A 22,625-nucleotide genomic window follows, 5' to 3' on the forward strand; every position below is an offset into this window, starting at 1 on the left:
TAGAGCATGTCAGCCTCCTGAGCTTCAGTGCAGCGCTGAGGTCGCGTTGCCACTGAAGTACTGAATATTTTGATTACATATCATCAGCATAGTGGATATCGGAAAAAACCTGCGCAGCAATCAGCTCCCCCAGCACCGCCAGCATCTCCTGGCTGGCTTGTTCCAGTGGCTGATGTTGCCGCGCCAGCTGCACCAGTGCGGTTGCCGCCTGAGTGGTGGCGATCACGGCCGGTCCGGGCAGCACTATGGCAGATTCCCTCGTCTGGATGGTCAAGCCGTCCAGCTGATCATCGCGTATCGCCAGCCACAGCGAGGCAACCGCATAGTCGCTGTCCAGTAACCAGCAGGCAGGCTGAGGGAGCAATCTGGCTTCGGCCAGACGCTGCTCTGTCAGTCCCTGCAGTTTTTCCAGCGGAAACGGCGCCAGGGCCGCATCGTACATCGACGCCCGGTCGACCAGCCATTCTAAGGCCGCCAGATCGGCCAGATACGGCACGGCATCAGTCAGTGATGGCTGAGCACAGATCGTCTGGTCGAAACCGCCGCCGTAATGGCTGACATCGCCCTGTTCCAACGGCGCGGTCAGAATATGCTGGCGGGCCAGCGCCGAAAAACACGCGTCACCCACCACGGCTTTGACTGCCGGATAGGTCGCTTCCAGCACTTCGCTCAGGCTGAGCACAAAGTTGTTGCGGTAGATTTGCAGCCGTTGCTCGGCGCTGAAATGGTTGGCGGTGATCAGGCTGGCGACATCGCTTGGCCGGTATTGCAGGGCCTGGGCAAAACTCGTCTGCAGGGTGGCCAGATCAGGCGCGTCGTCTTTCATGCTCGCCTCCGCCAGGGTGGGTGGCTCGCAGGATCTGCCGGGCCTTATCGGCTTCGCCCAGCAGCACTGCCAGCGAGGGAATGTCGAGGTCCCATTCGATCAGGGTCAGCACTGAACCGTGGATTTGCACCCAGTCCCGGTACAGCTGCCAGACGGGATCACTGACCGGGCGGCTGTGGGTATCAATCCAGATCTCACCTTCATCAAGTTGTTTGACCGTAAAGCCCGCCAGATGGATTTCCTTGACGGCGTCGGGGTTCAGCGCCGCCAGATAGGTGGCGCAGTCAAAGCCGTGATTGAAACTGCTGACATAAATATTATTGAGATCCAGCAGCAGGCCGCAGCCGGTGCGCTGCTGGACAAGATCCAGAAACTCCCATTCGGTATACGTGGCATGGCTGAAGCTCAGGTAGCTGGACGGGTTCTCGAGCAGTAACTGGCGTCCCAGCGTCTCCTGCACCTGACTGATTTTGGCGCAGACCACATTGAGCGCTTGTTCCGTGTAGGGAATGGGCAGCAGATCGTTGAAATACTGGCCGTTGATCGAACTCCAGCTTAAATGGTCGGACACGGCCATGGGCTGAATGTCGTCGATCAGGCGCTGTAACTGAGCCAGATGACGGACATCCAGCGGATCGGCAGAGCCCAGCGACAAGCCGATACCGTGGCAGCTGATCGGGGTATGATCAGCAATGCGATTGAGACTGCGGCGTGCCGGGCTGTCGGGGTTGAAATAGTTTTCGCTGTGAATTTCCAGCCAGCCCACTTCGGGCGGGTTCATCGCGGCAAACTGACTCAGGTGGGGGGCACGCAGGCCAACCCCCACCTGTTCAAAGGCATGATCACGTATCATGATTAACTGCTTTGCGTGCTGCCGCCAGCCAGACGGTCACACAGACCTTTGGGCACCATGATAAAGGCGTCTTTCTGAGCATCGGTTTTGGCAGTACCGGCACAGGAGCCGGTTTTGGTGGCGCAGTCATTTTTACCGGCTTTGGCAACGCCGTAGCATTTTTCTTTGGCTTCCGCGGCGGTAACGGGGGCAGAGAGTGTACCGGCCAGAATTAACAGACCGGAGACGGCGGTGGCTAAGGCTAAGTGGCTCTTGTTCATCATCATTCCTCTTTCAGTAGACAGTGAGATGTAGCAGTGAACGAACGTCCGTCCTGCGGTACCTGGCCACCACTGAGTGGCTCATTTGCAGACTAGACCCTCTTATAAAGACTAGAAAGGCAGGCGGGCGGATAAATTTCAGCCAGGTGTGATTTTTTGCTGAAAAGTGATTGTGGGCCGGTTAGGGGGATGCAGAAAGAAGCCGGCGACAGGGCAGGCATTCTCTGGCTGAGCTGTTATAATCACCGCCAGTGTATAAATAACCAGTAGAAAGGCGATGGACGTTTCACTCTTGTTAGATGGTCTTAATGACAAACAACGCGAAGCGGTGGCGGCACCGCTGGGGAATCATTTGGTACTGGCCGGCGCCGGCAGTGGTAAAACACGGGTGCTGGTGCACCGGATCGCCTGGTTGCTGCGGGTAGAAGAAGCCTCGCCTTTCTCACTGATGTCGGTGACATTCACCAACAAAGCCGCGGCTGAAATGCGCGGACGCATCAATGCGCTGATGCAGGGCAACTGCGCCGGGATGTGGAACGGCACCTTTCACGGCCTGAGCCACCGCATGCTGCGCGCCCATTATCTCGACGCCAAATTGCCGGAAGATTTCAACATCATCGATTCTGACGATCAGATGCGCCTGCTGCGCCGTCTGATCAAAGCCCAGAACCTGGATGAAAAGCAGTGGCCGGCCCGTCAGGCGGCCTGGTATATCAACGGCAAGAAGGATGAGGGACTGCGTCCGGCGCATGTCGAAACCTTTAACGACCCGGTTGAGCAGACCTGGCTGCGGCTCTATACCGCCTACCAGGAAGCCTGCGATCGCGCAGGTTTAGTCGATTTTGCCGAATTGCTGCTGCGCGCTTTTGAGCTGCTGAAATATAACAAGCATATCCGCGAACATTACCAGGCGCGCTTCAAGCACATACTGGTGGACGAGTTTCAGGATACCAACAACATCCAGTTTGCCTGGCTGCGCCTGATGGCCGGCCCTGAATGTCATGTGATGATAGTCGGTGACGATGACCAGTCTATCTACGGCTGGCGGGGTGCCAAGGTCGAAAATATCCAGCGCTTCCTGCGCGAGTTTACCAATACCTCCAGTATTTTTCTGGAGCAGAATTACCGCTCGACCGGCAACATACTTCAGGCCGCCAATGCCCTGATCGCCCATAACAATGAACGTATGGGCAAGAATCTGTGGACCGACGGCAGCGAAGGGGAAAAGATTTCCGTTTACTCGGCCTTTAACGAGCTGGATGAAGCCCGTTTTGTGGTAGGTAAGATTAAAAGCTGGCAGGACAGCGGCGGCGCGCTCAATGACACGGCCATGCTGTACCGCAGCAATGCCCAGTCACGGGTGCTGGAAGAAGCCCTGATCCAGGCGGGTATGCCGTACCGGATTTATGGCGGCATGCGTTTCTTCGAGCGTCAGGAAATTAAAGATGCGCTGTCGTACCTGCGTCTGATCTCAAACCGCAATGATGACGCCTCGTTTGAGCGGGTGGTCAATACCCCGACCCGGGGCTTGGGTGAGCGCACCTTAGATACCATACGCATGGCGGCCCGCGATCGCGGTATCACTATGTGGCGGGCCAGTGTTGAGTTGCTGGACGAAAAAGTCCTGGCTGGGCGCGCGGCCAATTCACTGCGCCGCTTTGTTGAGCTGGTGAATGCGCTGGAAGACGACACCCGCGATCTGCCGCTGTATCAGCAGACCGACGAGGCTATCCGTGCATCGGGTTTGCGGGCCATGTACGAGCAGGAAAAAGGCGAAAAAGCCCAGGCCAGGATTGAAAACCTGGAAGAGCTGGTGACCGCCACCCGTCAGTTTGAAGTGCCGGAAGAAGCCCAGGAAATGAGCCCGCTGGCGGCCTTTCTGTCACATGCTGCGCTGGAGGCCGGCGAAGGCCAGGCCGATGAATTCGATGATGCCGTTCAGCTGATGACTTTGCACAGCGCCAAAGGGCTGGAATTCCCTGTGGTCTTTATGGTGGGAGTCGAAGAGGGCATGTTCCCGAGCTTTCGCACCTCCGAAGAGCATGGCCGCCTCGAAGAAGAGCGCCGTCTGTGCTATGTGGGTATGACCCGGGCGATGGAAAAGCTGTTTATCACCCATGCCGAAATGCGGCGTTTGTACGGCAAAGACAATTTCCATAAGGTGTCGCGTTTTGTCCGGGAAATCCCGGAAGAGTTTATCGAAGAAGTGCGGATGAAAGCGCAGGTGTCGCGTCCGTCAACGGGCGGCCGTTTCAGCCAGACCCAGGTCAACGATAACTTTAATCAGACCGGTTTTAATCTGGGCCAGCGGGTTCAGCATCCCAAATTCGGGGAAGGCACCATCATCAATTTTGAAGGCAGCGGCACCCAGAGCCGGGTTCAGGTGGCTTTCAACGGTGAAGGCATCAAGTGGCTGGTGACTCAGTACGCCAAGCTTGAAGCGATGTGATGATTTCCTTTGGCTTTTCTTGCCATAGACCCCCTCCTAACCTCCCCCTTGCAAAGGGGGAGGAATAACAGCGAAGTTATTTCACTTAGACACAGGCCGGAACAGACTGCGAATACGTCTGTTGGTAATGGTTTGATCGAGAGCCAAACCAGCGCTCTTTACTGAGCGACCACTTTCCCTTCACGGCGCGGGTCGGCGGCCCCATTGAGCTGACCGCGGAACAGGCCGATCGCCTGGACCCCTGAGTTGAGCGGCTTGATCTGGACCTCAAAGCCCAGTTTTTCCAGCTCCGGTGCCCAGTGCTCAGCACTGGTTCCCTGCTCCAGCTCGAACGGGCCGAAGCGATTGTTCATGTTGGGCAGATCGATTGCCTGCTGCAGGCTCAATCCCCAGTCGAGGTGAGCGATCAGGGTTTTGGCGACATAACCGATGATCTGGCTGCCGCCTGGTGAGCCGATCGCCAGCACCGGCTGGTCATCTTTCAGCACTATGGTCGGCGCCATGGATGAACGCGGCCGTTTACCGGGTTCGACCCGGTTGGCAATCGGGATGCCATTGTCATGAGTACTGAATGAGAAGTCGGTCAGCTCATTGTTGAGCAGGAAACCGCGCACCATCAGGCGGGAGCCGAATCCGTTCTCTATGGTGGTGGTCATCGACAGCACGTTCCTGTCTTTATCGACAATCACCAGATGGCTGGTGGAAGGCAGTTCAAGCGCATTATCCTGGCCGTAATGCACGGCGTGCGACCAGGGCGGCAGTCCCGCGCTGACCTCGGGCAAGGCCTGGTTGCTTTTCAGCAGGCCGGCGCGCTGGCTGAGGTAATCTTTATCTAGCAGCCCCGCGGTCGGCATAGGGACATAGTCGCTGTCCGCCATATAGCGGCCACGGTCAGCAAACGCCAGCCGGGATGCATCGCCGATCAAATGCCAGCTCAGCGCTTTTTGCGGCCCCAGCTCTTTCATCGGGAAATGACTCAGCATTCCCAGGATCTGACCCAGTGTCAGCGCCCCGGAGCTGGGCGGCCCCATGCCACAGACCTGATACTGGCGATACGGCGCGCAGACCGCCGGACGTTCTTTAACCTGATAGGTAGCCAGATCCATGGTGTTGAGCACCCCGGGATTACCTTCGGCGCTGCGCACGGTTTTGACTATGTCTTTGGCAATATCACCGTGATAAAAGGCACTGGCGCCGCGCTCAGCAATTTGCTGCAGGGTATCGGTATAGGCCGGGTTTTTCAGCGTATCCCCGGCTTTCAGTGCCTGCCCGTTGGGGAAAAAGTAGGCTTTGGTGGCCGGCCAGCGCTGCAGGCGTTCGCTGTCTTGCTGAACCAGTTGCGCCAGTCGCGGGCTGACGGTAAAGCCGTCGCGTGCCAGCGTTATCGCGGGTGCAAACAGATCTTTCCAGGGGAGCTTGCCCAAACGCTGGTGGGTATGCCACATCAGTTTGACCGTGCCCGGAGTGCCGACAGAGCGGCCACCGACCACGGCATCATAGAAAGACAAAGGCGTGCCTTTGTCGTCCTGGAATAATTGCGGCGTGACTTCAGCCGGGGCCGTTTCACGACCGTCGAAGGTGGTCAGGGCTTCTTCTTTGCTGTCCCAGTACACCAGAAATGCCCCGCCTCCCAGACCGGAGGATTGCGGCTCGGTCAGGCCCAGCACCAGCTGCGCGGCAATCATGGCATCAATGGCATTACCGCCTTTGGCCAGAATGGCGGCGCCGGCATCACTGGCATACGGATTGGCGGTGGCAATCATCCACGCTTTGCCTGTGACTTGCGCGTTACGCTGAAAGCCTGTGGCCCCTTCCGGGGCGATGAGATCTGTGGCTTGTTCGCTGTAGGCCGAGGCGGAGAGCAAGGCGCAGGTCAGAGCCAGCGCAAGGGAAGTCCTTTTCATGGCTTATCCTTCTGAAAATGGTTTGGAATCAGTCAATAAGATTAGGTGTTTTTAACACAGATTGCCCGCGGGTGTGAGCAATCTGTGTGCTGAGTTAGCAAGGGGCGGGCAGTGTCAGGCGATTTGGGCTTTCTTGCGGCTCTGGCGGTGGCCCTTGATGCCATCGTAGCTGAACAGCACCAGCGCGAGCCAGATGCAGGCAAACGTCAGGCTCTTGTCGGCACTGAATTCCTCACCGTACACTGCGACGGCCAGCAGGAACATCAGGCTGGGACCTATGTACTGGAAAAAGCCCAGCGTCGACAGTTTGAGCTTGGTGGCCGCGCCGGTAAAGCACAGTAAGGGCAAGGTGGTGACTATCCCTGCTGCCATCAGCAGCAAGTTGGTGTCTGTGCTGTTCTGCGTCCAGTCCGAGGTCGGGCTGCTGGCGAACAGGAATACATAACCCAGTGCCAGTGGCAGCAGGATGCTGGTTTCCATCAGCAGGCCGGTTTGGGCATCCAGATTGACTTTTTTGCGCAGCAGGCCGTAGACACCAAAACTGGCAGCCAGTACCAGTGCCACCCAGGGCAGGGAGCCGAAATGGATTAACTGCACCAGCACACCGCCGGCGGCCAGCGCCACGGCCAGCCACTGCAGCGGGCGCAGCCGTTCGCCCAGAAACACCATGCCCAGCAGCACGTTCAGCAGCGGATTGATGAAATAGCCCAGGCTGGCATCCAGCATGTAGTTGCTGTTGACCGCCCAGATAAAGATCAGCCAGTTGGCACCAATAATGACAGAGCTGGCCAGCAGCATCAGCAGAACTTTAGGTTGTTTTAGCACCTGCCGGACTTTGCCCCAGCCCTTGCCAAGAAAGATCAATCCCGCCAGAAAAAAGAAAGACCAAATAATGCGGTGGCTGAGGATTTCCATCGGACTGACGCTTTGCAGCATCTTAAAGTAAATTGGTGCAATGCCCCACATGGTGTAGGCGCCGATCGCCAGTATGACCCCACGTTGGGTGGTTTTTGCTTGCTCGTCCATGCTATTCCAGTACGTTATGGTAAATATTGACAGGAAGGTATGGGCATTGCGCTAGATATGCCCGGACGGGCAGTATAATGCCAGCCCGAACAAAATGACCAGCGACTTCTTTGGCGGATCCGGTTGCGGTGAGGCTGGCGCTCCCATCCGGGATCTGAATGGTATAGAATAGCCGGCTGTGTCAATCAAGAGTGAAGTCATGTCCGCCTCAACCCCTGATCTCAGCCGTGCCGTTTCATCCGCCAACAGTGAGCAGATTCTGCAGCAGGTGTTTGGCTATCAATCGTTCCGGCCCGGCCAGCAGGCGGTCATCGAGGCTGTGGCGTCAGGCCGTGATTGTCTGGTGATCTTACCGACCGGGGGCGGCAAGTCGCTCTGTTACCAGATCCCCGCTCTCGTGCGCGAAGGACTGACTCTGGTCATCTCTCCGCTGATTTCACTGATGAAAGATCAGGTTGACCAGCTGCTAGCCAATGGCGTCGCGGCGGGTTGCCTCAATTCAACCATGTCACCGGACGCGATACAGGCTACCTGGCAGGGGATGGCAGACGGCACGCTTAAGCTGGTGTACGTGTCGCCGGAACGGGTAGTGAGCCGGGATTTCATTGACCGCCTCAGTGGCTTGCCGGTCAGCCTGCTGGCCGTGGATGAAGCGCACTGTGTGTCCCAGTGGGGACATGACTTCCGGCCTGAGTATGCGTCTTTGGGTATGCTCAAGCAGCACTTTCCCGCTATGCCTGTTATTGCCCTGACCGCCACGGCCGACGACACCACCCGGCAGGACATCATAAGCCGGCTGGCGCTGGATGACCCTTTTACCCACCTGGGCAGCTTTGACCGGCCCAATATCCGCTATACCCTGCAGGAAAAGTACAAGCCGATGGCGCAACTGGTGCGTTTTTTAGCCAGTGTGCGCGGCCAGAGCGGTATTATTTACTGCAACAGCCGCAAAAAAGTGGAGCAGGTGGCGGAGAAGCTCGCCGAGCAGGGGGTACGTGCGGCGGCCTACCATGCCGGGCTGGAACACGACGAGCGGATCCGGGTGCAGGAAGGGTTTCAGCGCGATGACATTCAGGTTGTTGCCGCTACTGTGGCCTTCGGTATGGGGATCAATAAACCCAATGTCCGCTTCGTGGTGCATTTTGATATTCCGCGCAATATCGAATCTTATTACCAGGAAACCGGCCGTGCCGGGCGTGATGGCCTGCCTGCTGAAGCCGTGATGTTTTACGATCCGGCGGATCTGGCCTGGTTGCGCCGCTGTCTGGATGAGAAAGAGGAAGGCCCGCAAAAGCAGGTCGAAAGCCATAAGCTCAATGCCATGGGGGCGTTTGCCGAGGCGCAGACCTGTCGCCGCCAGGTGCTGCTGCATTACTTTGGCGAGCACAGTGAGCACGCCTGCGGCAACTGCGATATCTGTATTGATCCGCCGCAGCATTTTGAGGCACTGGAAATGGCGCAGAAGGCGCTGTCCTGTGTCTACCGGGTGAATCAGCGCTTTGGGGTTCACCATGTGGTCGATGTACTGCGCGGCCTGCAAAATGCCAAAGTCCGGGAGCAGGGGCATGACAAGCTCAGCACCTACGGCATCGGCCGCGAGCACAGCCATGAATTCTGGGTCAGTATTGTGCGCCAGCTGATCCACCGCGGCTTCCTGACTCAGAACATAGTCAACAGCTCCACCCTGCAGCTGACCGAGAAAGCGCGCTCTGTGCTGCGCGGGGAGATCAGTCTCCAGCTCGCGGTGCCGCGGATTGACAGCAGCTCGCGCGGCAATGCCCGGCAGGACAACCGGCTCAAACGCCAGTACGACAAGAAGCTGTTTTCCAAACTGCGGATGGTACGTAAAGCGATTGCCGACGAAGAATCACTGCCGCCCTATGTGGTGTTCAATGATGCCAGCCTGATGGAAATGGCCGAGCGTTTACCGACCTCGGAAGGCGAATTGCTGGCTGTTAACGGTGTCGGTCAGCGGAAGCTGGAAAAATACGGCAAGGTCTTTTTATCGGTGATCGAAGAGCATTTACTGGCTGCCGCTGAGTATTAAGCGGGCTGAGCCGGAGGCAAAAAAATACCGGACAATCGTCGATTATCCGGCAGAGAGTGTAGCAGAAACAAAATCCAGGATTTTGTTTACTACAAAACAGCTTGCGTATTGGGGTGAGAATGCAATTCATCACCACAGTGTTACCCGGCTAGGCCTCCTGGCCGTCAAGGCAACCCGGCGATAAGACCACGAATCCCCGCCCATTGCTATGCCTTGCTTATGCTTTGATACGCTAATACACACTTACTTACACCATAACTGCCCGGCAGCGCCGGAGACTGGAAGGACACCCCATGACTTATCCGACTGACATCCGTTTTGGCGTGCGCGAACTGGACAGCGCGCAGGGCTGTTTGCATCTGCAGACCCCGGATTTTGACTACGACAGCTTTGCCGGTGTCGCGCTGGCACTGGTCACTGTGCTGGGGGCGAGCGTGGTAGAAAAAGAGGCCAATGCCGATTTACATATCTGGCTGATCGATTTTGAAGGCTGCCGGATGATGCTGAAAGGCGAGCACTACAGCTCAGCGATGTGGCTGGAATTGCTCAGCCGGGATGACGGCCACACTCTGGCCTTTCTGGCAGGCTGGCTGGAAAAGTTGACTCAGTAATCAAATTTTAACAGCAAACGTTTGCCATCCCCTGTGGTGTCTTGGCAGTCGGATTGGTTACTGTATAATCAGCGCCTTTGGTGACAGCACTGGACATAAAATGTGCTGTTGGTGTGTTTGGGTTCCCTCGCCCCCATTTGACAAAAAGGTCTGTTGATGACGACTTCTCCTTTCTCGCCGGCCCAGCAGCGTCAGGCTCTGTGGATTCTGGTCTTGTTCCACCTGGTGATCATTGCCTCCAGCAACTATCTGGTTCAGATCCCCTTTACCCTGTTTGGTGTCCACACCACCTGGGGCGCTTTTACCTTCCCGTTTATTTTTCTGGCCACTGATCTGACGGTACGTATTTACGGTGCCGCCATGGCGCGTAAGATCATTACCCGGGTTATGCTGCCGGCCCTGGCGGTGTCTTATCTCCTCTCCGTGGTGTTCTATCAGGGCGCTTTTCAGGGGCTCGCACCGCTGGGTGAGTTCAACCTCTTTGTGGCCCGGATCGCGATAGCCAGCTTTATGGCTTATCTGCTGGGGCAGATCCTGGATGTTTCTGTATTTAACCGCCTGCGCCAGTGCAAGCAGTGGTGGATAGCCCCTACTTGCTCGACGGTATTCGGTAATGCCATTGATACTATTGCTTTTTTCTCCATCGCTTTTTATCAGAGCCCGGATGCCTTCATGGCCGAACACTGGGTGGAAATTGCCCTGGTAGATTATGGCGTCAAACTGATCATCAGTCTGGGCCTGTTTGTGCCTATGTACGGCGTACTGCTCAATTATCTGGTGAAGCGTCTGACCGGTCTGCGTTCCCAGCTTGAGCCCTCGCAGGGGCTGTCATAAACTCAAAGCCGGCAATCGCCGGCTTTTTTGTCGGCGGCATCTGAGTTGGGGGCTGTGATGAAAATACGTGAAGCCAGTCTGGCTGAGGCGGCCAGCGTGCTGGCCAGAATCAAAGAATTTGATCACCCTGAGACAGAGCACAGTCTGGCCACCAGAGTGCGCGGGCGTTGTCCTTTGATCCTGGTGGCGGAAAAAGAGGGCGAGCTGATGGGCGTGAAAATTGGCTACAGCCTGTCGGAAACCTGTTATTACAGCTGGCTTGGCGGCGTGGTCGCCGAAGGACGTCACAATGGGGTGGCTCAGGCTCTGATGAGTACTCAGGAAGCCTGGGTCAAAGCGCAGGGCTATCAGGAGCTGAGAGTCAAATCCCGTAACCGCTACCCTTCGATGCTGAGACTGTTATTGAGAAACGGTTATCAGATAGAGCACATGGAGAAGAAAGACGGCATAGAGGATTACCGCCTGCATTTCGTAAAAAGCTGGGATAAGTAGGGTAAATGAAAATTATTCGCAAATAGTGCTTGCGCAATAAATGAGAATGGTTATTATTAACTTGCTTTCAGCGAGAAACGAACAGCAAGGCGTTTCTGGTCTGATAGCACGACATTGCTCACATTGCTTCCAGTGTACTTTAGCGAAGGCAGATATTGAGTGTAGGGCTGAATATGCTGTCGACTTTTGCTTAGCGGTGCTTGTTTTCAAGCACCGCTTTTTCTTTTTTAGCTGCCAGAGAATGGGCAAGGCCAGTGACAAACAAGCGAAAGCATTGAATTTATTGATGAATGAAAATTATTATCAATTAACGCTTGCAAAGGTAATGAGAATGGTTATTATTAACTTGCACTCAGCGGGAAATAAACAGTAACAGCTTCCGTATGAAGGCACGACATTGCTCACATTGCTTCCAGTAATACAGCTTGGTCAGGTTTTTGGTGTAGGGCTAAAAACAATGACCACTTCTGCTGAGCGGCGCTTGTATAAAGCGCCGCTTTTTCTTTTTCAGGCCATTTTAACCAGTTGCTGTACCAGCTTGTTGATCCCGCTGGCCGCTTCTGAGATTGAGCCTGCCAGCATGTAGGCCGGGGTGCTTAACAGACAGCGTTCCTGATCCAGCACAAACTCATCGACAGGGCAGTCAATATGATCGCCGCCCATGGCGCGAAATGCACTGGCCACCTCTTTGTCATGCCCTATGGTGCCTTTTGCGCCCTTGCCATAAATCTGTGGGATCAATACCGGCGCAATGCACAGATAAGCGGCCGGCTTCTGCGCCCGGGCAAATTCCTGGCAGGCACGCTTGACCTCGGGATGGATCTGGCAGGATGCACCTTTGATGGCGAAGTCTGACAGGTTTTTGGCCGCCCCGAAACCGCCCGGCAGCAGCAGGGCATCGAAGTCACGTGCGCTGAGTTCAGCCACATCCTGGATCTGGCCCCGGGCAATGCGCGAAGCTTCGATCAGCACATTGCGTGTTTCATTCATCGGCTCGCCGGTAATATGGTTAATCACATGGTGCTGATCCACGTTCGGGGCAAAACAGTGCCAGCTGGCACCGGCCTGCTCTATGGCGTACAGCGCCAGCACAGCTTCATGGATCTCGCTGCCGTCAAAGACGCCGGAACCGCTTAATATCACTGCAACCTTTTTCATCTTGGCCTCCTTTTTGTTCAACCTTGGGGAATTTGGCATCGCTTTGACCGATTACACCGCCATCTGATAACTTTTTCCACACTTGATGATCTTTGCAGGATCAAGGGTTATTTTTGGTTATATATTTTAAGTTTATGATTTTTAGTTAATTTAATTCATCTTTCTTGAGTTATTCAAAAAAAGATCATCAGGCTTATTCCAAAAACTCACAAACTTATCCACAGGCGGAGTGATCCAGGAAGGGAAAAACTTCTGTTAACACTCGGCACATCTCATGGCATCCTAAGACCCTGATCCTTTTATCTTCCAGATACAGACAATCCATTATGGCAACTATTCCAGAAAATCCACTGATCCTGATCGATGGTTCCTCGTATCTTTATCGTGCCTATCATGCCTCGCCCAATTTCACTAACTCAGATGGTGAACCAACCGGTGCTGTGTATGGCGTGGTAAATATGTTGCGTAGCATGCTGCGTCAATTTGCGACGGAACACATTGCTGTTGTCTTTGATGCCAAAGGCAAGACCTTCCGCGATGAGCTATATCCCGAGTATAAAGCGCATCGCCCGCCTATGCCGGATGATTTGCGTGCACAGATAGAACCCTTGCACGCCATTATCAAGGCCATGGGCCTGCCGCTGATTTGCGAACCCGGGGTCGAGGCTGATGATGTCATCGGCACGCTGGCTCGTCAGGCTTCCCAGGCCGGGATGCCAGTGCTGATCAGCACAGGTGATAAAGACATGGCGCAGCTGGTGGATGAGAACGTTACCCTGATCAACACCATGACGGGCGTGGTGATGGATCCTGACGGGGTACGGGAAAAGTTCGGTATCGGTCCGGAACTGATCATTGATTATCTGGCCCTGATGGGAGACAAGGTCGACAACATTCCCGGCGTGCCTGGCGTGGGTGACAAGACTGCAACTGCCTTGCTGACCGGGATTGGCGGCCTAAAAGATCTGTATGACAACCTGGATGCGATTGCGGCGCTGGGCTTTCGCGGCTCGAAAACCATGGCCAAGAAACTGGAAGAAAACCGCGAAGCGGCGCTGATGTCGTATGAACTGGCGACCATCAAACTGGATGTCGAACTTGAATTCACTCCGCAGGAGCTGCAAAAAGGCACCCCGGATATCGATGAGCTGACCCGGCTGTTCGGCAAGCTGCAATTTCGTCGCTGGCTGGCAGAAATGCTCGACGGCAGCGATGGCCGCATTGTTGCTGATGGCGCTGCCACCATTGCGACCCAAGACAGTGATCCGGTGCAATCGTCAGCGCCGGCTCCTGTGATTGACCGCAGCGGCTATGAAGTGGTGCTGGACGAGGCCCGCTTTAGCGAGTGGCTGGCGATACTCAAACAATCGGATGTCTTTGCTTTTGATACCGAAACCGACAACCTGGATTACATGGTCGCCAACCTGGTCGGGCTGTCTTTTGCGGCGGAAGAAGGCAAAGCGGCTTATGTGCCTGTGGCCCATGATTATCTGGATGCGCCGTCGCAGCTGGACCGCGACTGGGTGATCGCCCAGCTGAAACCTTTGCTGGAAGACCCGGAGCAGGCCAAAGTGGGCCAGAACCTGAAATATGACGCCAGCGTCCTGGCGCGGTATGGGGTGGCCATGCAGGGTATCCGCTTCGACACCATGCTGGAGTCGTATGTGTATAACAGCGTGGTGGGCCGCCATGATATGGACAGCCTGTCGCTGCGTTATCTGGAACACAAAACCATCAGTTTCGAAGACATTGCCGGCAAAGGTAAGAAACAGCTGACCTTCAACCAGATCGATCTGGAGCAGGCCGGCCCTTATGCGGCAGAAGATGCGGATATCACCCTGCGTCTGCACAACCTGCTGATCGGCAAGCTCAATGCGGATCCTAAACTGAAAAGCGTGCTGGAAGACATTGAAATGCCGCTGGTGCCAGTACTGTCGCGTATGGAGCGCACTGGTGTGCTGCTCGATGCCAGTTTGCTGACCGCGCAGTCGCAGGAAATTGCGGTGCGGCTAGATGAGATCCAGGCCAAAGCTTACGACGTGGCCGGTGAGGAATTTAATCTCAGCTCGCCCAAACAGCTGCAGGCGATTCTGTTTGAGAAAATGGGCTTGCCTGTGGTCAAGAAAACCCCTTCCGGTACCCCATCGACCAATGAAGAAGTGTTGCAGGAGCTGGCGCTGGATTACCCGCTGCCTAAGCTGCTGCTGGAGCACCGCGGACTGGCGAAACTCAAGTCGACTTATACCGACAAGCTACCGCGTATGATTAACCCGGCCACCAAGCGGGTTCATACCTCATACCATCAAGCCGTCGCGGCCACGGGGCGTCTGTCGTCGACCGATCCGAACCTGCAGAACATTCCTATCCGCAACGAAGAAGGGCGCCGGATCCGTCAGGCCTTTATCGCACCGGCAGGCTACAAGATTCTGGCGGTCGACTACTCGCAGATTGAGCTGAGGATCATGGCCCATCTGTCCGGCGACAAAGCGCTGCTTGATGCTTTCCGTCACGGCAAAGATATCCACGCCGCGACCGCGGCCGAGATCCTCGGCCTGCCGATTGAAGAGGTCACCAGCGAACAGCGCCGCCGTGCTAAAGCCATCAACTTTGGTTTGATTTACGGCATGAGTGCCTTTGGTCTGGCAAAACAGCTGGGGATGGGCCGGAACGAGGCGCAGCAATACATGAATGTGTATTTTGAGCGCTACCCGGGTGTGCTGGAATATATGGAAAGCACCCGTACCCAGGCCAGCGAGCAAGGGTATGTCGAAACCCTGTTTGGCCGTCGCCTCTATCTGCCGGACATCAAATCGCGCAATGCCATTCGCCGCAAAGCGGCGGAGCGGGCGGCGATCAATGCCCCGATGCAGGGCACGGCGGCGGATATCATCAAACGTGCCATGGTGGCCGTCGATAACTGGATCCAGACACAAGACAGCGAGCGTGTCCGTCTGCTGATGCAGGTACACGATGAACTGGTGTTTGAAGTGAAAGAATCTGAGCTGGAGAGTGTGGCGAAATCGGTCTGCGAGCTGATGGAAGCCGCTGCCGAGCTGGATGTGCCACTTATCGCGGATGCAGGCAGCGGTGACAACTGGGATCAGGCGCATTAATCCGCTTCAGCGAGCACTGCTCAAGATGTAATAAAATCGTCAAAACCGGCCTGCAGGCCGGTTTTTTTCAATCTGAATCAGGGTTTATCAAATTTTCGTATAATTTAATTACGTCTTGTATGAAAAAAAACTACGAAAAGGGCTTTTTTTCTCTGCACACTTGATATACAGTTAGCGGCGTAGGGTACAGAGGTAAGATGTTCTATCTTTCAGACCTTTTGTTTCACGTTATTGGATTTGGCTTTTTTTTAGCCGCCCTGGTCATTTGGCCAGGGCGTTTTTATTTGTGCCCGGCCCAATCATTATCCGCTTTCATCTCCCGACTGTTGCTCATCCTCTCTCGCACAAACTATCCCTTTGCTGGCCGTGTTTGCTGATACTCTGCGCATCTTGGCCCGGAATTGCGGCTAATCTGACTCGTCAGCCCGGCGTCACTGCTGCTGTGGTTTCTCTGGCGGATGGCCCGACGGATAATAATTAGAGTAATTACTTTAATTATAGTAATGAGGCGTCTATAATGAAGCCTGCTTCTTGTTCATATTTGTCGGGCTGAGTGAGCACATCGCCAGTCGACCTATCCATGATCCGGCCACCCGTTTATTGGGTGGCTTTTTTTTGTCATTTTGCCATGTTTCTGTAATAAAGTTCCAAATTGAGCGGGTCAGGTGAACCAGGGCCGACTTAATTTGCAGAATGAAACAATTGGCCGGGATTTTGGCCTGAGTCGGGCAAAAGTGAATGTTATGTCTGAGGGGAGCTATGAAAAATCAGGAATCAGAGGGGAACAAACGCCCAGATTTCGTATAAAAAACTTGCGTTGGCTGGTTAAATCATTAATCCTTTCTGAACAAATATAAAAACCTCCTATTTCTCTCCCGTTGCCCCATCGTTCCGGTGGGGACATTTTTATCTGGCGTTTGTAAACGGTCTGATTGGCGCGAAAGTGAGAAAAACGGCGGGTTGATGCCTGATCGGGCGATCAGGCATATTGACTCTTGTTATTCTGCGTCCGGCTCAATACCGTCCTGTTCAATGTGCTCTGCCTCCAGCAACGCCTGCTGACGGGCCAGTTCCGGGGCAAACCAGGTATCGAGTTTGCGGCGGACCTGATCAACACCTATGCCTTTCAGGGCAGAAAAATTCTCGACTTCCACATCACCACCAAAGGCCAGCGCCGCTTCGCGAATTTTCAGCAGCTGCGCTTTACGGGCACCACTTTTGAGTTTGTCCGCTTTGGTCAGCAGCACCAATACCGGCAGGTGGCTTTCCACTGCCCAGTAAATCATTTGCTGGTCGAGATCTTTCATCGGATGGCGGATATCCATGAGTACCACCAGACCCTGCAGGCATTCGCGTTTTTGCAGGTATTCACCCAGTGCGGCCTGCCACTTCTTCTTCATCTCAAGCGGCACCTGAGCGTAGCCATAGCCCGGCAGGTCAATCAGGTTACAGCCGGTTCTGACTTCAAACATGTTGATCAACTGGGTACGACCTGGGGTTTTTGAGGTACGTGCCAGGCTTTTCTGATCAGTCAGACGATTTAAAGCACTTGATTTACCGGCATTAGATCGGCCAGCAAATGCAATCTCAACGCCTTTATCCAAAGGAAGGTGGCGGATGTCCGGAGCACTGGTAATAAAATGGGTTTGTCTGTAGTTGAGAGGGGAATTCACTGTTAACTCCGTCAAGTCTTCTGGTCGTCGACTAATTACTTTTATGCGAAAGTGTGTAAAATGTACCACTAACCCTGCTTGGTTAGTGGTGCATTGTATACCATGTTGCTAAGCAATACTTGTGGTACTGGAAGCTCAATAATTATAAACGGAATGTCATGAAGAAATTAGCATTGATATTTACACTTCTTGCCAGTTGCACAAGCTGGGCCCAGGGAGATGTTGAAGCTGGAAAAGCAAAAGCAGCGACATGTGCAGCATGCCATGGCGCTGATGGTAAAGGTATCACAGGACAATACCCCAACCTTGCGGGTCAGCACCCACGTTATCTGGAGAAGCAGCTGAAGGAATTCAAGCTGGCGATGACGACAGGTGGTGAACAAGGGCGTAATGATCCTGTGATGGGCGGCATGGCGATGCCTTTGTCTGAACAAGACATGGCGGATCTGGCGGCTTACTTCAGTTCCCTGCCTGCGATTGAAGGCACCACAACCGAGAGTTCGATCGAAATCGGTCAGCAGCTCTACCGTGTGGGTGATGCCGACCGTGGCATTGCGGCCTGTACGGCGTGTCACGGTCCGCGGGGTAATGGCACCAGCCTGTCTGGTTTCCCGGATATTTCCGGACAGCCTGCGGAATACATCAAGAAACAGTTGACCATGTTCCGCGAAGGCCAGCGCAGCAACGACATGAACGCTATGATGCGTTCGGTCGCAGCGAAACTGAGTGATAAGGAAATCGACGCCTTGTCACAGTACGTTGGTGGTCTTCACTGATCACACACTCAGTATCGCAAGCTTCGCAGTGTAATAAAGGCAGCTCAGGCTGCCTTTTTTACTGGCCGGGATTCACCATGCTGTCCGTTTCTCAATCGGCGCAGGTCTGCTATCATACGCGGCTTGATTTTGACCGCGCCGGAAAGCCTGGCTCAAGGAGATGCTGATGACGGTTTGTACCTTATGCGACAGCGCAGCCATTCAGGTTTATCATCAAGACAACCGGCGGGCCTATTTTCAATGCCGGGCCTGCAGTCTGGTGTTTGCAGATCCGGCCTCGCATTTGACACCTGAGCAGGAAAAAGCGGTCTACGATCAGCATGAAAACCATGTTGAAGATGAAGGGTATCGCCGTTTCCTCAGCCGGCTGGCCGCACCGCTTAGCGCGCGTTTGCCGCCAGGGCCGCTGGCTGGCCTGGATTTCGGCTGCGGCCCTGGACCTGCTCTGGCAAGCATGTTTCGTGAGCAGGGACATCAGGTCGCTGTGTATGACCCCTATTTTGCCCCGGACACCGGTGCACTGGCCTCTCAGTATGACTTTGTCACCTGTACCGAGGCGATTGAACATTTTTATACCCCGGCCCGTGAATGGCAGTTGCTGCTGTCATTGGTCAAGCCGGGCGGCTGGCTGGGGTTGATGACTAAGCTGGCAACCGATGCCGAGGCATTCAGCCGCTGGCATTACAAGAATGATCCCACCCACGTCAGCTTTTTCAGCCAGGAGACGTTCCGTTATCTGGCACAACGAGATGGACTGGCAGTGGAATTTATTGGTAACGATGTAATTATGCTGAGGAAAAATCAGTCATGACCCGTAAGAAAAGAGGCCGTAAACCTGGCTCTGAAGGCCCGGCGCAGTTCGTAGAAAAGAGTGTCAGCCAGCAAGATCTGGATGGCCGTGCCCGTCAGAAAGCCCGTAAGCGTAAAGGCTTGAAAGCGGGCAGCCGCCACTCAGATGCGGATGCTAAGAATGCGCACCGTCAGGGACAGGCGAAAGATCCTCGCCACGGCAGTAAAAAACCTGTGCCACTGATTGTCGAGCCGAAGCCAACCAAACAGGCGCGTCGCATGAGTGCCGAGCAGGAGCTGGCCATGCTGGAGAATGATCCGCAGCTGATGGCGTTGCTGGACCGCCTGGATGCCGGTGAAAAACTGGGTGCCGGGCTGCAGAAGCAGGTTGACCAGAAACTGGATCGTATTGAGCAGCTGATGAAACAGCTGGGTCTGTACGACGACGAGCAGGATGAGGCCGAGGATCAAATCGCCGCCGGGGATGCCCGCAGCGAAGAAGATCTGCTCGATGACTTTGAAAATACCCGTTGGGACGATTTCGATAAGGAGTAAGCCTTGCAGGATCTGAAACTCTGGTTGTTAGTGGCAGGAAGCCTGATTGTTGTGGCACTGGCGGCCTATGCCGGCTATCTGCTCTACCAGCTGTATTTACAAAAGCAGCGTCATAAGGCTTTTATTGCCCGCGCAGAGCAGCAACAGAGCGAGGCGATTGCGCAGCGAAATGCCAATATTCTGGAAAGTGTCTACATCATTGCCGAAGCCGGACGGCAGGAGCAGTGTGACATGTCGGAAATTGCCATTCGCCTGTACAAGCTGATGACAGTGTTGCAGGCCGAGCGCAGCGTCAACTTTTCCGCCCAGTATCCGGCTTTGTTTGAGCTGTATAAAGTGGTTGAAGAGATGCCGCGCGGGGATGAACGCAAAGCCCTGGCCAAGCAGGAGCGGATGAAAGACGATCTGCTGCGCATGAAAGCCGAATCACGGCTGTTTGATGCGATACAGTCGGAGCTGACTCAGATCCTGGCACAAAAGGCCTGACCCAGCGCCTGCGAGTGGCATGAAAAACCCAGTGGCTGGCCACTGGGTTTTTTGTTTGCCGGCCGGCACAATCCGAGCGGTTTTTGTTATCGATCAATAATCGGGCGGTGGCCTCGTGCTAGCTTGGCGGATTGACTTGGCAGAACGTCTGTGAGGTAACGCCGCGATGACAGAGCAATCCATGATTTGGGATCAGGCCCTGATCGAAAAATATAACTATTCAGGCCCCCGCTACACCTCTTATCCGACGGCCCTGGAGTTTCAGCCCGACTTTACCGCCGTGGATTTCACCGCCGCCTGCCAGCGCTATCCCGAGCGCCGTTTGTCGCTCTATATCCACATTCCGTTCTGTCACACCCTGTGCTATTACTGCGGCTGTAATAAAGTCATTACCCGGCATGCGCATAAGGCCGACATCTATCTGGCGGCCCTGGACATTGAGATTCGCCAGCGTGCTGCCCTGATGCGTGGCCGGGCAGTCAGTCAGCTGCACCTGGGCGGCGGGACGCCCACTTTTCTGACCAAGTCGCAAATCACCCGGCTGATGACACAGCTGAGAGCCTCCTTCAATCTGCTGCCGGAGGCGGAAATCAGCATCGAAGTCGACCCGCGCCGGATGGAACTGGATGTGCTGGATCATCTGCGGGAAGAAGGCTTTAACCGCCTGAGTATCGGTGTGCAGGATTTCGATAAAGAAGTTCAGCAGCTGGTCAACCGCGAGCAGGACAGCGATTTTATTGAAGCTTTGGTCCATCGTGCCCGGGAGTTGGGTTTTCGCTCGACCAATCTGGATCTGATCTACGGCTTGCCGAAACAGAACAATGCCCGTTTCGTGAACACCCTGAAGCAGGTGCTGGCGATGAAACCGGGGCGCTTGTCTGTGTTTAACTATGCTCACATGCCGTCACTGTTTGCTGCTCAGCGAAAAATTAAAGACGCCGATTTACCGGCGCCGTCTGAAAAGCTGGCGATGCTGCACAGCACCATTGAGACCCTGACCGGGGCCGGCTATCAGTTTATCGGCATGGACCATTTCGCCCTGCCGGAGGACGAACTGGCCGTGGCCCAGCGCGAAGGCAAGCTGCACCGTAATTTTCAGGGGTATACCACTCAGGGCGATTGCGATCTGCTGGGACTCGGGGTGTCCGCGATTTCGATGATCGGCGACAGTTATGGCCAGAACCAGAAAGATCTCAAGGCTTACTATGCCGACATTGAATCGCAGCAGCATGCGCTGTGGAAAGGGGTGAACCTGACCGCCGATGATCTGCTGCGCCGGGAAGTGATTAAAACCCTGATCTGCCAGTTTGAGTTGCCGATAACGGAAATTGAGCAGCGGTATGACATCAGGTTTTCCGACTATTTTTCCGAAGATCTGTCCTTGCTGCAGACCTTTATCGATGACGGTCTGGTTGCTGTGACGGATGAGCGGATTGCCGTCGCCGCCAAGGGCCGGTTGCTGATCCGCAATATCTGCATGTGCTTTGATGTCTATCTGCGCCAGCGTGCCCGCCAGCAGCAGTTTTCGCGGGTGATCTGAATCTCACGCTGATCACGCTCAGCAAAGAAAAAACGCCCCGCTTGTGATCTCAAGCGGGGCGTTGTTGTTGCGCAGGCGGTGGCGGGATTAACGCTGGGCCGCCATCTCACGCAGGGCGTTCTTCTCGCTGTCAGACAGGAAAGCCAGCTCCAGGCCGTTGCTTTGCGCCTGGCGGATTTGCTCCGGCGTCAGACCCGCCTGAGGGGCGGCGATCTCGTATTCGTAAGGCAGCTCAATGCCTTCCACGGCCGGGTCATCGGTATTCAGACAGGCCAGAATGCCGTGATCGAGAAACTGCTTGATCGGGTGACCGGCCAGGCTGACGACAGTGCTGGTCTGGATATTTGAGGTCAGGCAGGATTCAATCCCTATCTTGTGCTCAGCCAGGTAATCCATCAGTCTGGCATCTTCCACTGCTTTCACACCATGGCCGATACGCACCGCGCCCAGTTCCTGAATGGCCTGCCACATACTTTCCGGGCCAGCGGCTTCACCGGCATGCACTGTGACTTGCAGGCCGGCATCGCGTACTTGCTTGAAGTGACCGACGAACTGATCACCCGGCTGGCCCAGTTCATCGCCGGCCAGATCAACGGCAACAAGGTGGTCTTTCTGGCTCAGCAGCGCGTCCAGCTCCTGCTGGCAGGCCTGGGTGCCGAAAGTCCGGCTCATGATACCGATCAGGTTGGCTTTGATGCCAAAATCGCGGCAACCGGCACGCACACCGTCCACAACGGCTTCGACCACACCGGCAACTGGCAGCTGGTGTTTCATCGCCATGTAATAGGGTGAGAAGCGCAGCTCAGCATAGTCAATCTGTGCGTTGAGGGCATCTTCGACATTCTCGTAGGCGACGCGGCGGCAGGCCTCCAGATCGCCCAGTACCGCGACGCCCCAGTCCAGCTTGGACAGAAAAGCCACCAGGCTGGGTTCGGCTTCCACGATTTGAACATGCGGACGCAGCGACTCCAGGTCGTTGGCAGGCAGTGCCATGCCAAACTGCTGGCCCAGCTCGAGAATGGTCTGAATACGGATGTTGCCGTCCAGGTGACGGTGCAAATCGGTCAGTGGCAGGTGTTTGCTAATCATGATCATGGTATCCCGGAAAAACTGTAGCCTCAGTATAAGCAAAGATATCAAGACAATCATTACACTCAGGGCGACGATCCGGCCCGATCATCAAGATCGGGCTGATGTTTACTTCCGCTGTTGAAAAAATCACCAATCCCATTC

General features: G+C 55.1%; 20 protein-coding genes. 12 read left to right on the top strand and 8 right to left on the bottom strand.

The window, feature by feature from the left end; all coding sequences use genetic code 11:
- Positions 1-73: 73 nt before the first annotated feature.
- From P0Y67_RS12595 to P0Y67_RS12605, 3 genes are read right to left on the bottom strand one after another with little or no spacing between them, the layout of a single operon-like run.
- The gene (locus tag P0Y67_RS12595; protein WP_342392139.1) at positions 74-826 is read right to left on the bottom strand and encodes a DNA-binding domain-containing protein; all 753 of its coding nucleotides are present in this window, start codon (positions 824-826) and stop codon (positions 74-76) included.
- On the bottom strand, positions 807-1,679 hold the full coding sequence (gene bufB / locus P0Y67_RS12600) for an MNIO family bufferin maturase (RefSeq protein WP_342392140.1): 873 nt from the start codon (positions 1,677-1,679) through the stop codon (positions 807-809). Before bufB ends, P0Y67_RS12595 begins: the two co-directional genes overlap by 20 nt.
- 2 nt (positions 1,680-1,681) lie before the next feature.
- Positions 1,682-1,939: a BufA1 family periplasmic bufferin-type metallophore gene (locus tag P0Y67_RS12605; protein WP_027251495.1), complete on the bottom strand. Its 258-nt coding sequence runs from the start codon at positions 1,937-1,939 to the stop codon at positions 1,682-1,684.
- Positions 1,940-2,216: 277 nt separating this feature from the next.
- Here P0Y67_RS12605 and uvrD point away from each other — a divergent pair, with 277 nt between their 5' ends.
- Complete coding sequence (gene uvrD, locus P0Y67_RS12610; RefSeq protein WP_342392141.1) at positions 2,217-4,388, top strand: DNA helicase II; 2,172 nt, start codon at positions 2,217-2,219, stop codon at positions 4,386-4,388.
- A gap of 158 nt (positions 4,389-4,546) precedes the next feature.
- Here uvrD and ggt read toward each other — a convergent pair whose 3' ends face one another.
- Entirely contained in the window at positions 4,547-6,292 is a 1,746-nt protein-coding gene (gene ggt / locus P0Y67_RS12615) for a gamma-glutamyltransferase (protein WP_342392142.1), read from the bottom strand.
- Between the two features lie 114 nt (positions 6,293-6,406).
- The gene (rarD, locus tag P0Y67_RS12620) at positions 6,407-7,318 is read right to left on the bottom strand and encodes an EamA family transporter RarD (RefSeq protein ID WP_342392143.1); all 912 of its coding nucleotides are present in this window, start codon (positions 7,316-7,318) and stop codon (positions 6,407-6,409) included.
- Between the two features lie 199 nt (positions 7,319-7,517).
- On the opposite strand from rarD, the gene recQ reads away from it, so the two are divergent.
- From recQ to P0Y67_RS12645, 5 genes are all read left to right on the top strand, one after another.
- Positions 7,518-9,365, top strand: coding sequence for an ATP-dependent DNA helicase RecQ (gene recQ / locus P0Y67_RS12625; RefSeq protein WP_342392144.1), 1,848 nt, complete (start codon positions 7,518-7,520; stop codon positions 9,363-9,365).
- Positions 9,366-9,658: 293 nt separating this feature from the next.
- Positions 9,659-9,976, top strand: a complete 318-nt coding sequence (locus tag P0Y67_RS12630) for a DUF3630 family protein (protein WP_342392145.1) — start codon at positions 9,659-9,661, stop codon at positions 9,974-9,976.
- 156 nt (positions 9,977-10,132) lie between these two features.
- Positions 10,133-10,810, top strand: coding sequence for a 7-cyano-7-deazaguanine/7-aminomethyl-7-deazaguanine transporter (locus P0Y67_RS12635; protein WP_342392146.1), 678 nt, complete (start codon positions 10,133-10,135; stop codon positions 10,808-10,810).
- 57 nt (positions 10,811-10,867) lie between these two features.
- Positions 10,868-11,302, top strand: a complete 435-nt coding sequence (locus P0Y67_RS12640; protein ID WP_342392147.1) for a GNAT family N-acetyltransferase — start codon at positions 10,868-10,870, stop codon at positions 11,300-11,302.
- A 46-nt stretch (positions 11,303-11,348) separates the two neighbouring features.
- Entirely contained in the window at positions 11,349-11,675 is a 327-nt protein-coding gene (locus P0Y67_RS12645; protein WP_342392148.1) for a hypothetical protein, read from the top strand.
- Positions 11,676-11,809: 134 nt separating this feature from the next.
- Here P0Y67_RS12645 and elbB read toward each other — a convergent pair whose 3' ends face one another.
- Positions 11,810-12,460, bottom strand: coding sequence for an isoprenoid biosynthesis glyoxalase ElbB (gene elbB, locus P0Y67_RS12650; protein WP_342392149.1), 651 nt, complete (start codon positions 12,458-12,460; stop codon positions 11,810-11,812).
- 326 nt (positions 12,461-12,786) lie between these two features.
- Here elbB and polA point away from each other — a divergent pair, with 326 nt between their 5' ends.
- Positions 12,787-15,573, top strand: coding sequence for a DNA polymerase I (gene polA / locus P0Y67_RS12655; protein ID WP_342392150.1), 2,787 nt, complete (start codon positions 12,787-12,789; stop codon positions 15,571-15,573).
- Positions 15,574-16,571: 998 nt separating this feature from the next.
- Here polA and yihA read toward each other — a convergent pair.
- Positions 16,572-17,246, bottom strand: coding sequence for a ribosome biogenesis GTP-binding protein YihA/YsxC (gene yihA / locus P0Y67_RS12660; RefSeq protein ID WP_161446822.1), 675 nt, complete (start codon positions 17,244-17,246; stop codon positions 16,572-16,574).
- Between the two features lie 158 nt (positions 17,247-17,404).
- Here yihA and P0Y67_RS12665 point away from each other — a divergent pair, with 158 nt between their 5' ends.
- The 5 genes from P0Y67_RS12665 to hemN all read left to right on the top strand — a co-directional run bounded on the left by P0Y67_RS12665 (position 17,405) and on the right by hemN (position 21,392).
- Positions 17,405-18,022 (top strand): c-type cytochrome, encoded by a 618-nt coding sequence (locus P0Y67_RS12665; RefSeq protein ID WP_027251506.1) that lies wholly within the window; start codon positions 17,405-17,407, stop codon positions 18,020-18,022.
- A gap of 166 nt (positions 18,023-18,188) precedes the next feature.
- Positions 18,189-18,833, top strand: coding sequence for a class I SAM-dependent methyltransferase (locus P0Y67_RS12670; RefSeq protein WP_342392151.1), 645 nt, complete (start codon positions 18,189-18,191; stop codon positions 18,831-18,833).
- Positions 18,830-19,366, top strand: coding sequence for a Der GTPase-activating protein YihI (gene yihI, locus P0Y67_RS12675; RefSeq protein ID WP_342392152.1), 537 nt, complete (start codon positions 18,830-18,832; stop codon positions 19,364-19,366). The genes P0Y67_RS12670 and yihI overlap by 4 nt, the downstream gene beginning before the upstream one ends.
- 3 nt (positions 19,367-19,369) lie before the next feature.
- Positions 19,370-19,852, top strand: a complete 483-nt coding sequence (locus P0Y67_RS12680) for a DUF2489 domain-containing protein (protein WP_446728835.1) — start codon at positions 19,370-19,372, stop codon at positions 19,850-19,852.
- A 166-nt stretch (positions 19,853-20,018) separates the two neighbouring features.
- Positions 20,019-21,392 (top strand): oxygen-independent coproporphyrinogen III oxidase, encoded by a 1,374-nt coding sequence (gene hemN / locus P0Y67_RS12685; protein WP_342392153.1) that lies wholly within the window; start codon positions 20,019-20,021, stop codon positions 21,390-21,392.
- Between the two features lie 87 nt (positions 21,393-21,479).
- Here hemN and add read toward each other — a convergent pair whose 3' ends face one another.
- Positions 21,480-22,481, bottom strand: a complete 1,002-nt coding sequence (add, locus tag P0Y67_RS12690) for an adenosine deaminase (protein WP_342392154.1) — start codon at positions 22,479-22,481, stop codon at positions 21,480-21,482.
- Positions 22,482-22,625 lie beyond the last annotated feature (144 nt).

Origin of the sequence: Photobacterium sp. SP02, from assembly GCF_038519165.1 — a bacterium.
Classification (GTDB): Bacteria; Pseudomonadota; Gammaproteobacteria; order Enterobacterales; family Vibrionaceae; genus Photobacterium; species Photobacterium halotolerans.

Excerpts from the sequence above, each read along its gene's own strand:
- ggt (WP_342392142.1), bottom strand. The coding sequence starts at position 6,292 with ATGAAAAGGACTTCCCTTGCGCTGGCTCTGACCTGCGCCTTGCTCTCC.
- bufB (WP_342392140.1), bottom strand. The coding sequence starts at position 1,679 with ATGATACGTGATCATGCCTTTGAACAGGTGGGGGTTGGCCTGCGTGCC.
- P0Y67_RS12595 (WP_342392139.1), bottom strand. The coding sequence starts at position 826 with ATGAAAGACGACGCGCCTGATCTGGCCACCCTGCAGACGAGTTTTGCC.
- rarD (WP_342392143.1), bottom strand. The coding sequence starts at position 7,318 with ATGGACGAGCAAGCAAAAACCACCCAACGTGGGGTCATACTGGCGATC.
- P0Y67_RS12665 (WP_027251506.1), top strand. The coding sequence starts at position 17,405 with ATGAAGAAATTAGCATTGATATTTACACTTCTTGCCAGTTGCACAAGC.
- P0Y67_RS12670 (WP_342392151.1), top strand. The coding sequence starts at position 18,189 with ATGACGGTTTGTACCTTATGCGACAGCGCAGCCATTCAGGTTTATCAT.
- P0Y67_RS12640 (WP_342392147.1), top strand. The coding sequence starts at position 10,868 with ATGAAAATACGTGAAGCCAGTCTGGCTGAGGCGGCCAGCGTGCTGGCC.
- P0Y67_RS12630 (WP_342392145.1), top strand. The coding sequence starts at position 9,659 with ATGACTTATCCGACTGACATCCGTTTTGGCGTGCGCGAACTGGACAGC.
- P0Y67_RS12645 (WP_342392148.1), top strand. The coding sequence starts at position 11,349 with ATGGTTATTATTAACTTGCTTTCAGCGAGAAACGAACAGCAAGGCGTT.
- P0Y67_RS12635 (WP_342392146.1), top strand. The coding sequence starts at position 10,133 with ATGACGACTTCTCCTTTCTCGCCGGCCCAGCAGCGTCAGGCTCTGTGG.
- recQ (WP_342392144.1), top strand. The coding sequence starts at position 7,518 with ATGTCCGCCTCAACCCCTGATCTCAGCCGTGCCGTTTCATCCGCCAAC.
- hemN (WP_342392153.1), top strand. The coding sequence starts at position 20,019 with ATGACAGAGCAATCCATGATTTGGGATCAGGCCCTGATCGAAAAATAT.
- polA (WP_342392150.1), top strand. The coding sequence starts at position 12,787 with ATGGCAACTATTCCAGAAAATCCACTGATCCTGATCGATGGTTCCTCG.
- P0Y67_RS12605 (WP_027251495.1), bottom strand. The coding sequence starts at position 1,939 with ATGAACAAGAGCCACTTAGCCTTAGCCACCGCCGTCTCCGGTCTGTTA.
- elbB (WP_342392149.1), bottom strand. The coding sequence starts at position 12,460 with ATGAAAAAGGTTGCAGTGATATTAAGCGGTTCCGGCGTCTTTGACGGC.
- uvrD (WP_342392141.1), top strand. The coding sequence starts at position 2,217 with ATGGACGTTTCACTCTTGTTAGATGGTCTTAATGACAAACAACGCGAA.
- yihI (WP_342392152.1), top strand. The coding sequence starts at position 18,830 with ATGACCCGTAAGAAAAGAGGCCGTAAACCTGGCTCTGAAGGCCCGGCG.
- add (WP_342392154.1), bottom strand. The coding sequence starts at position 22,481 with ATGATTAGCAAACACCTGCCACTGACCGATTTGCACCGTCACCTGGAC.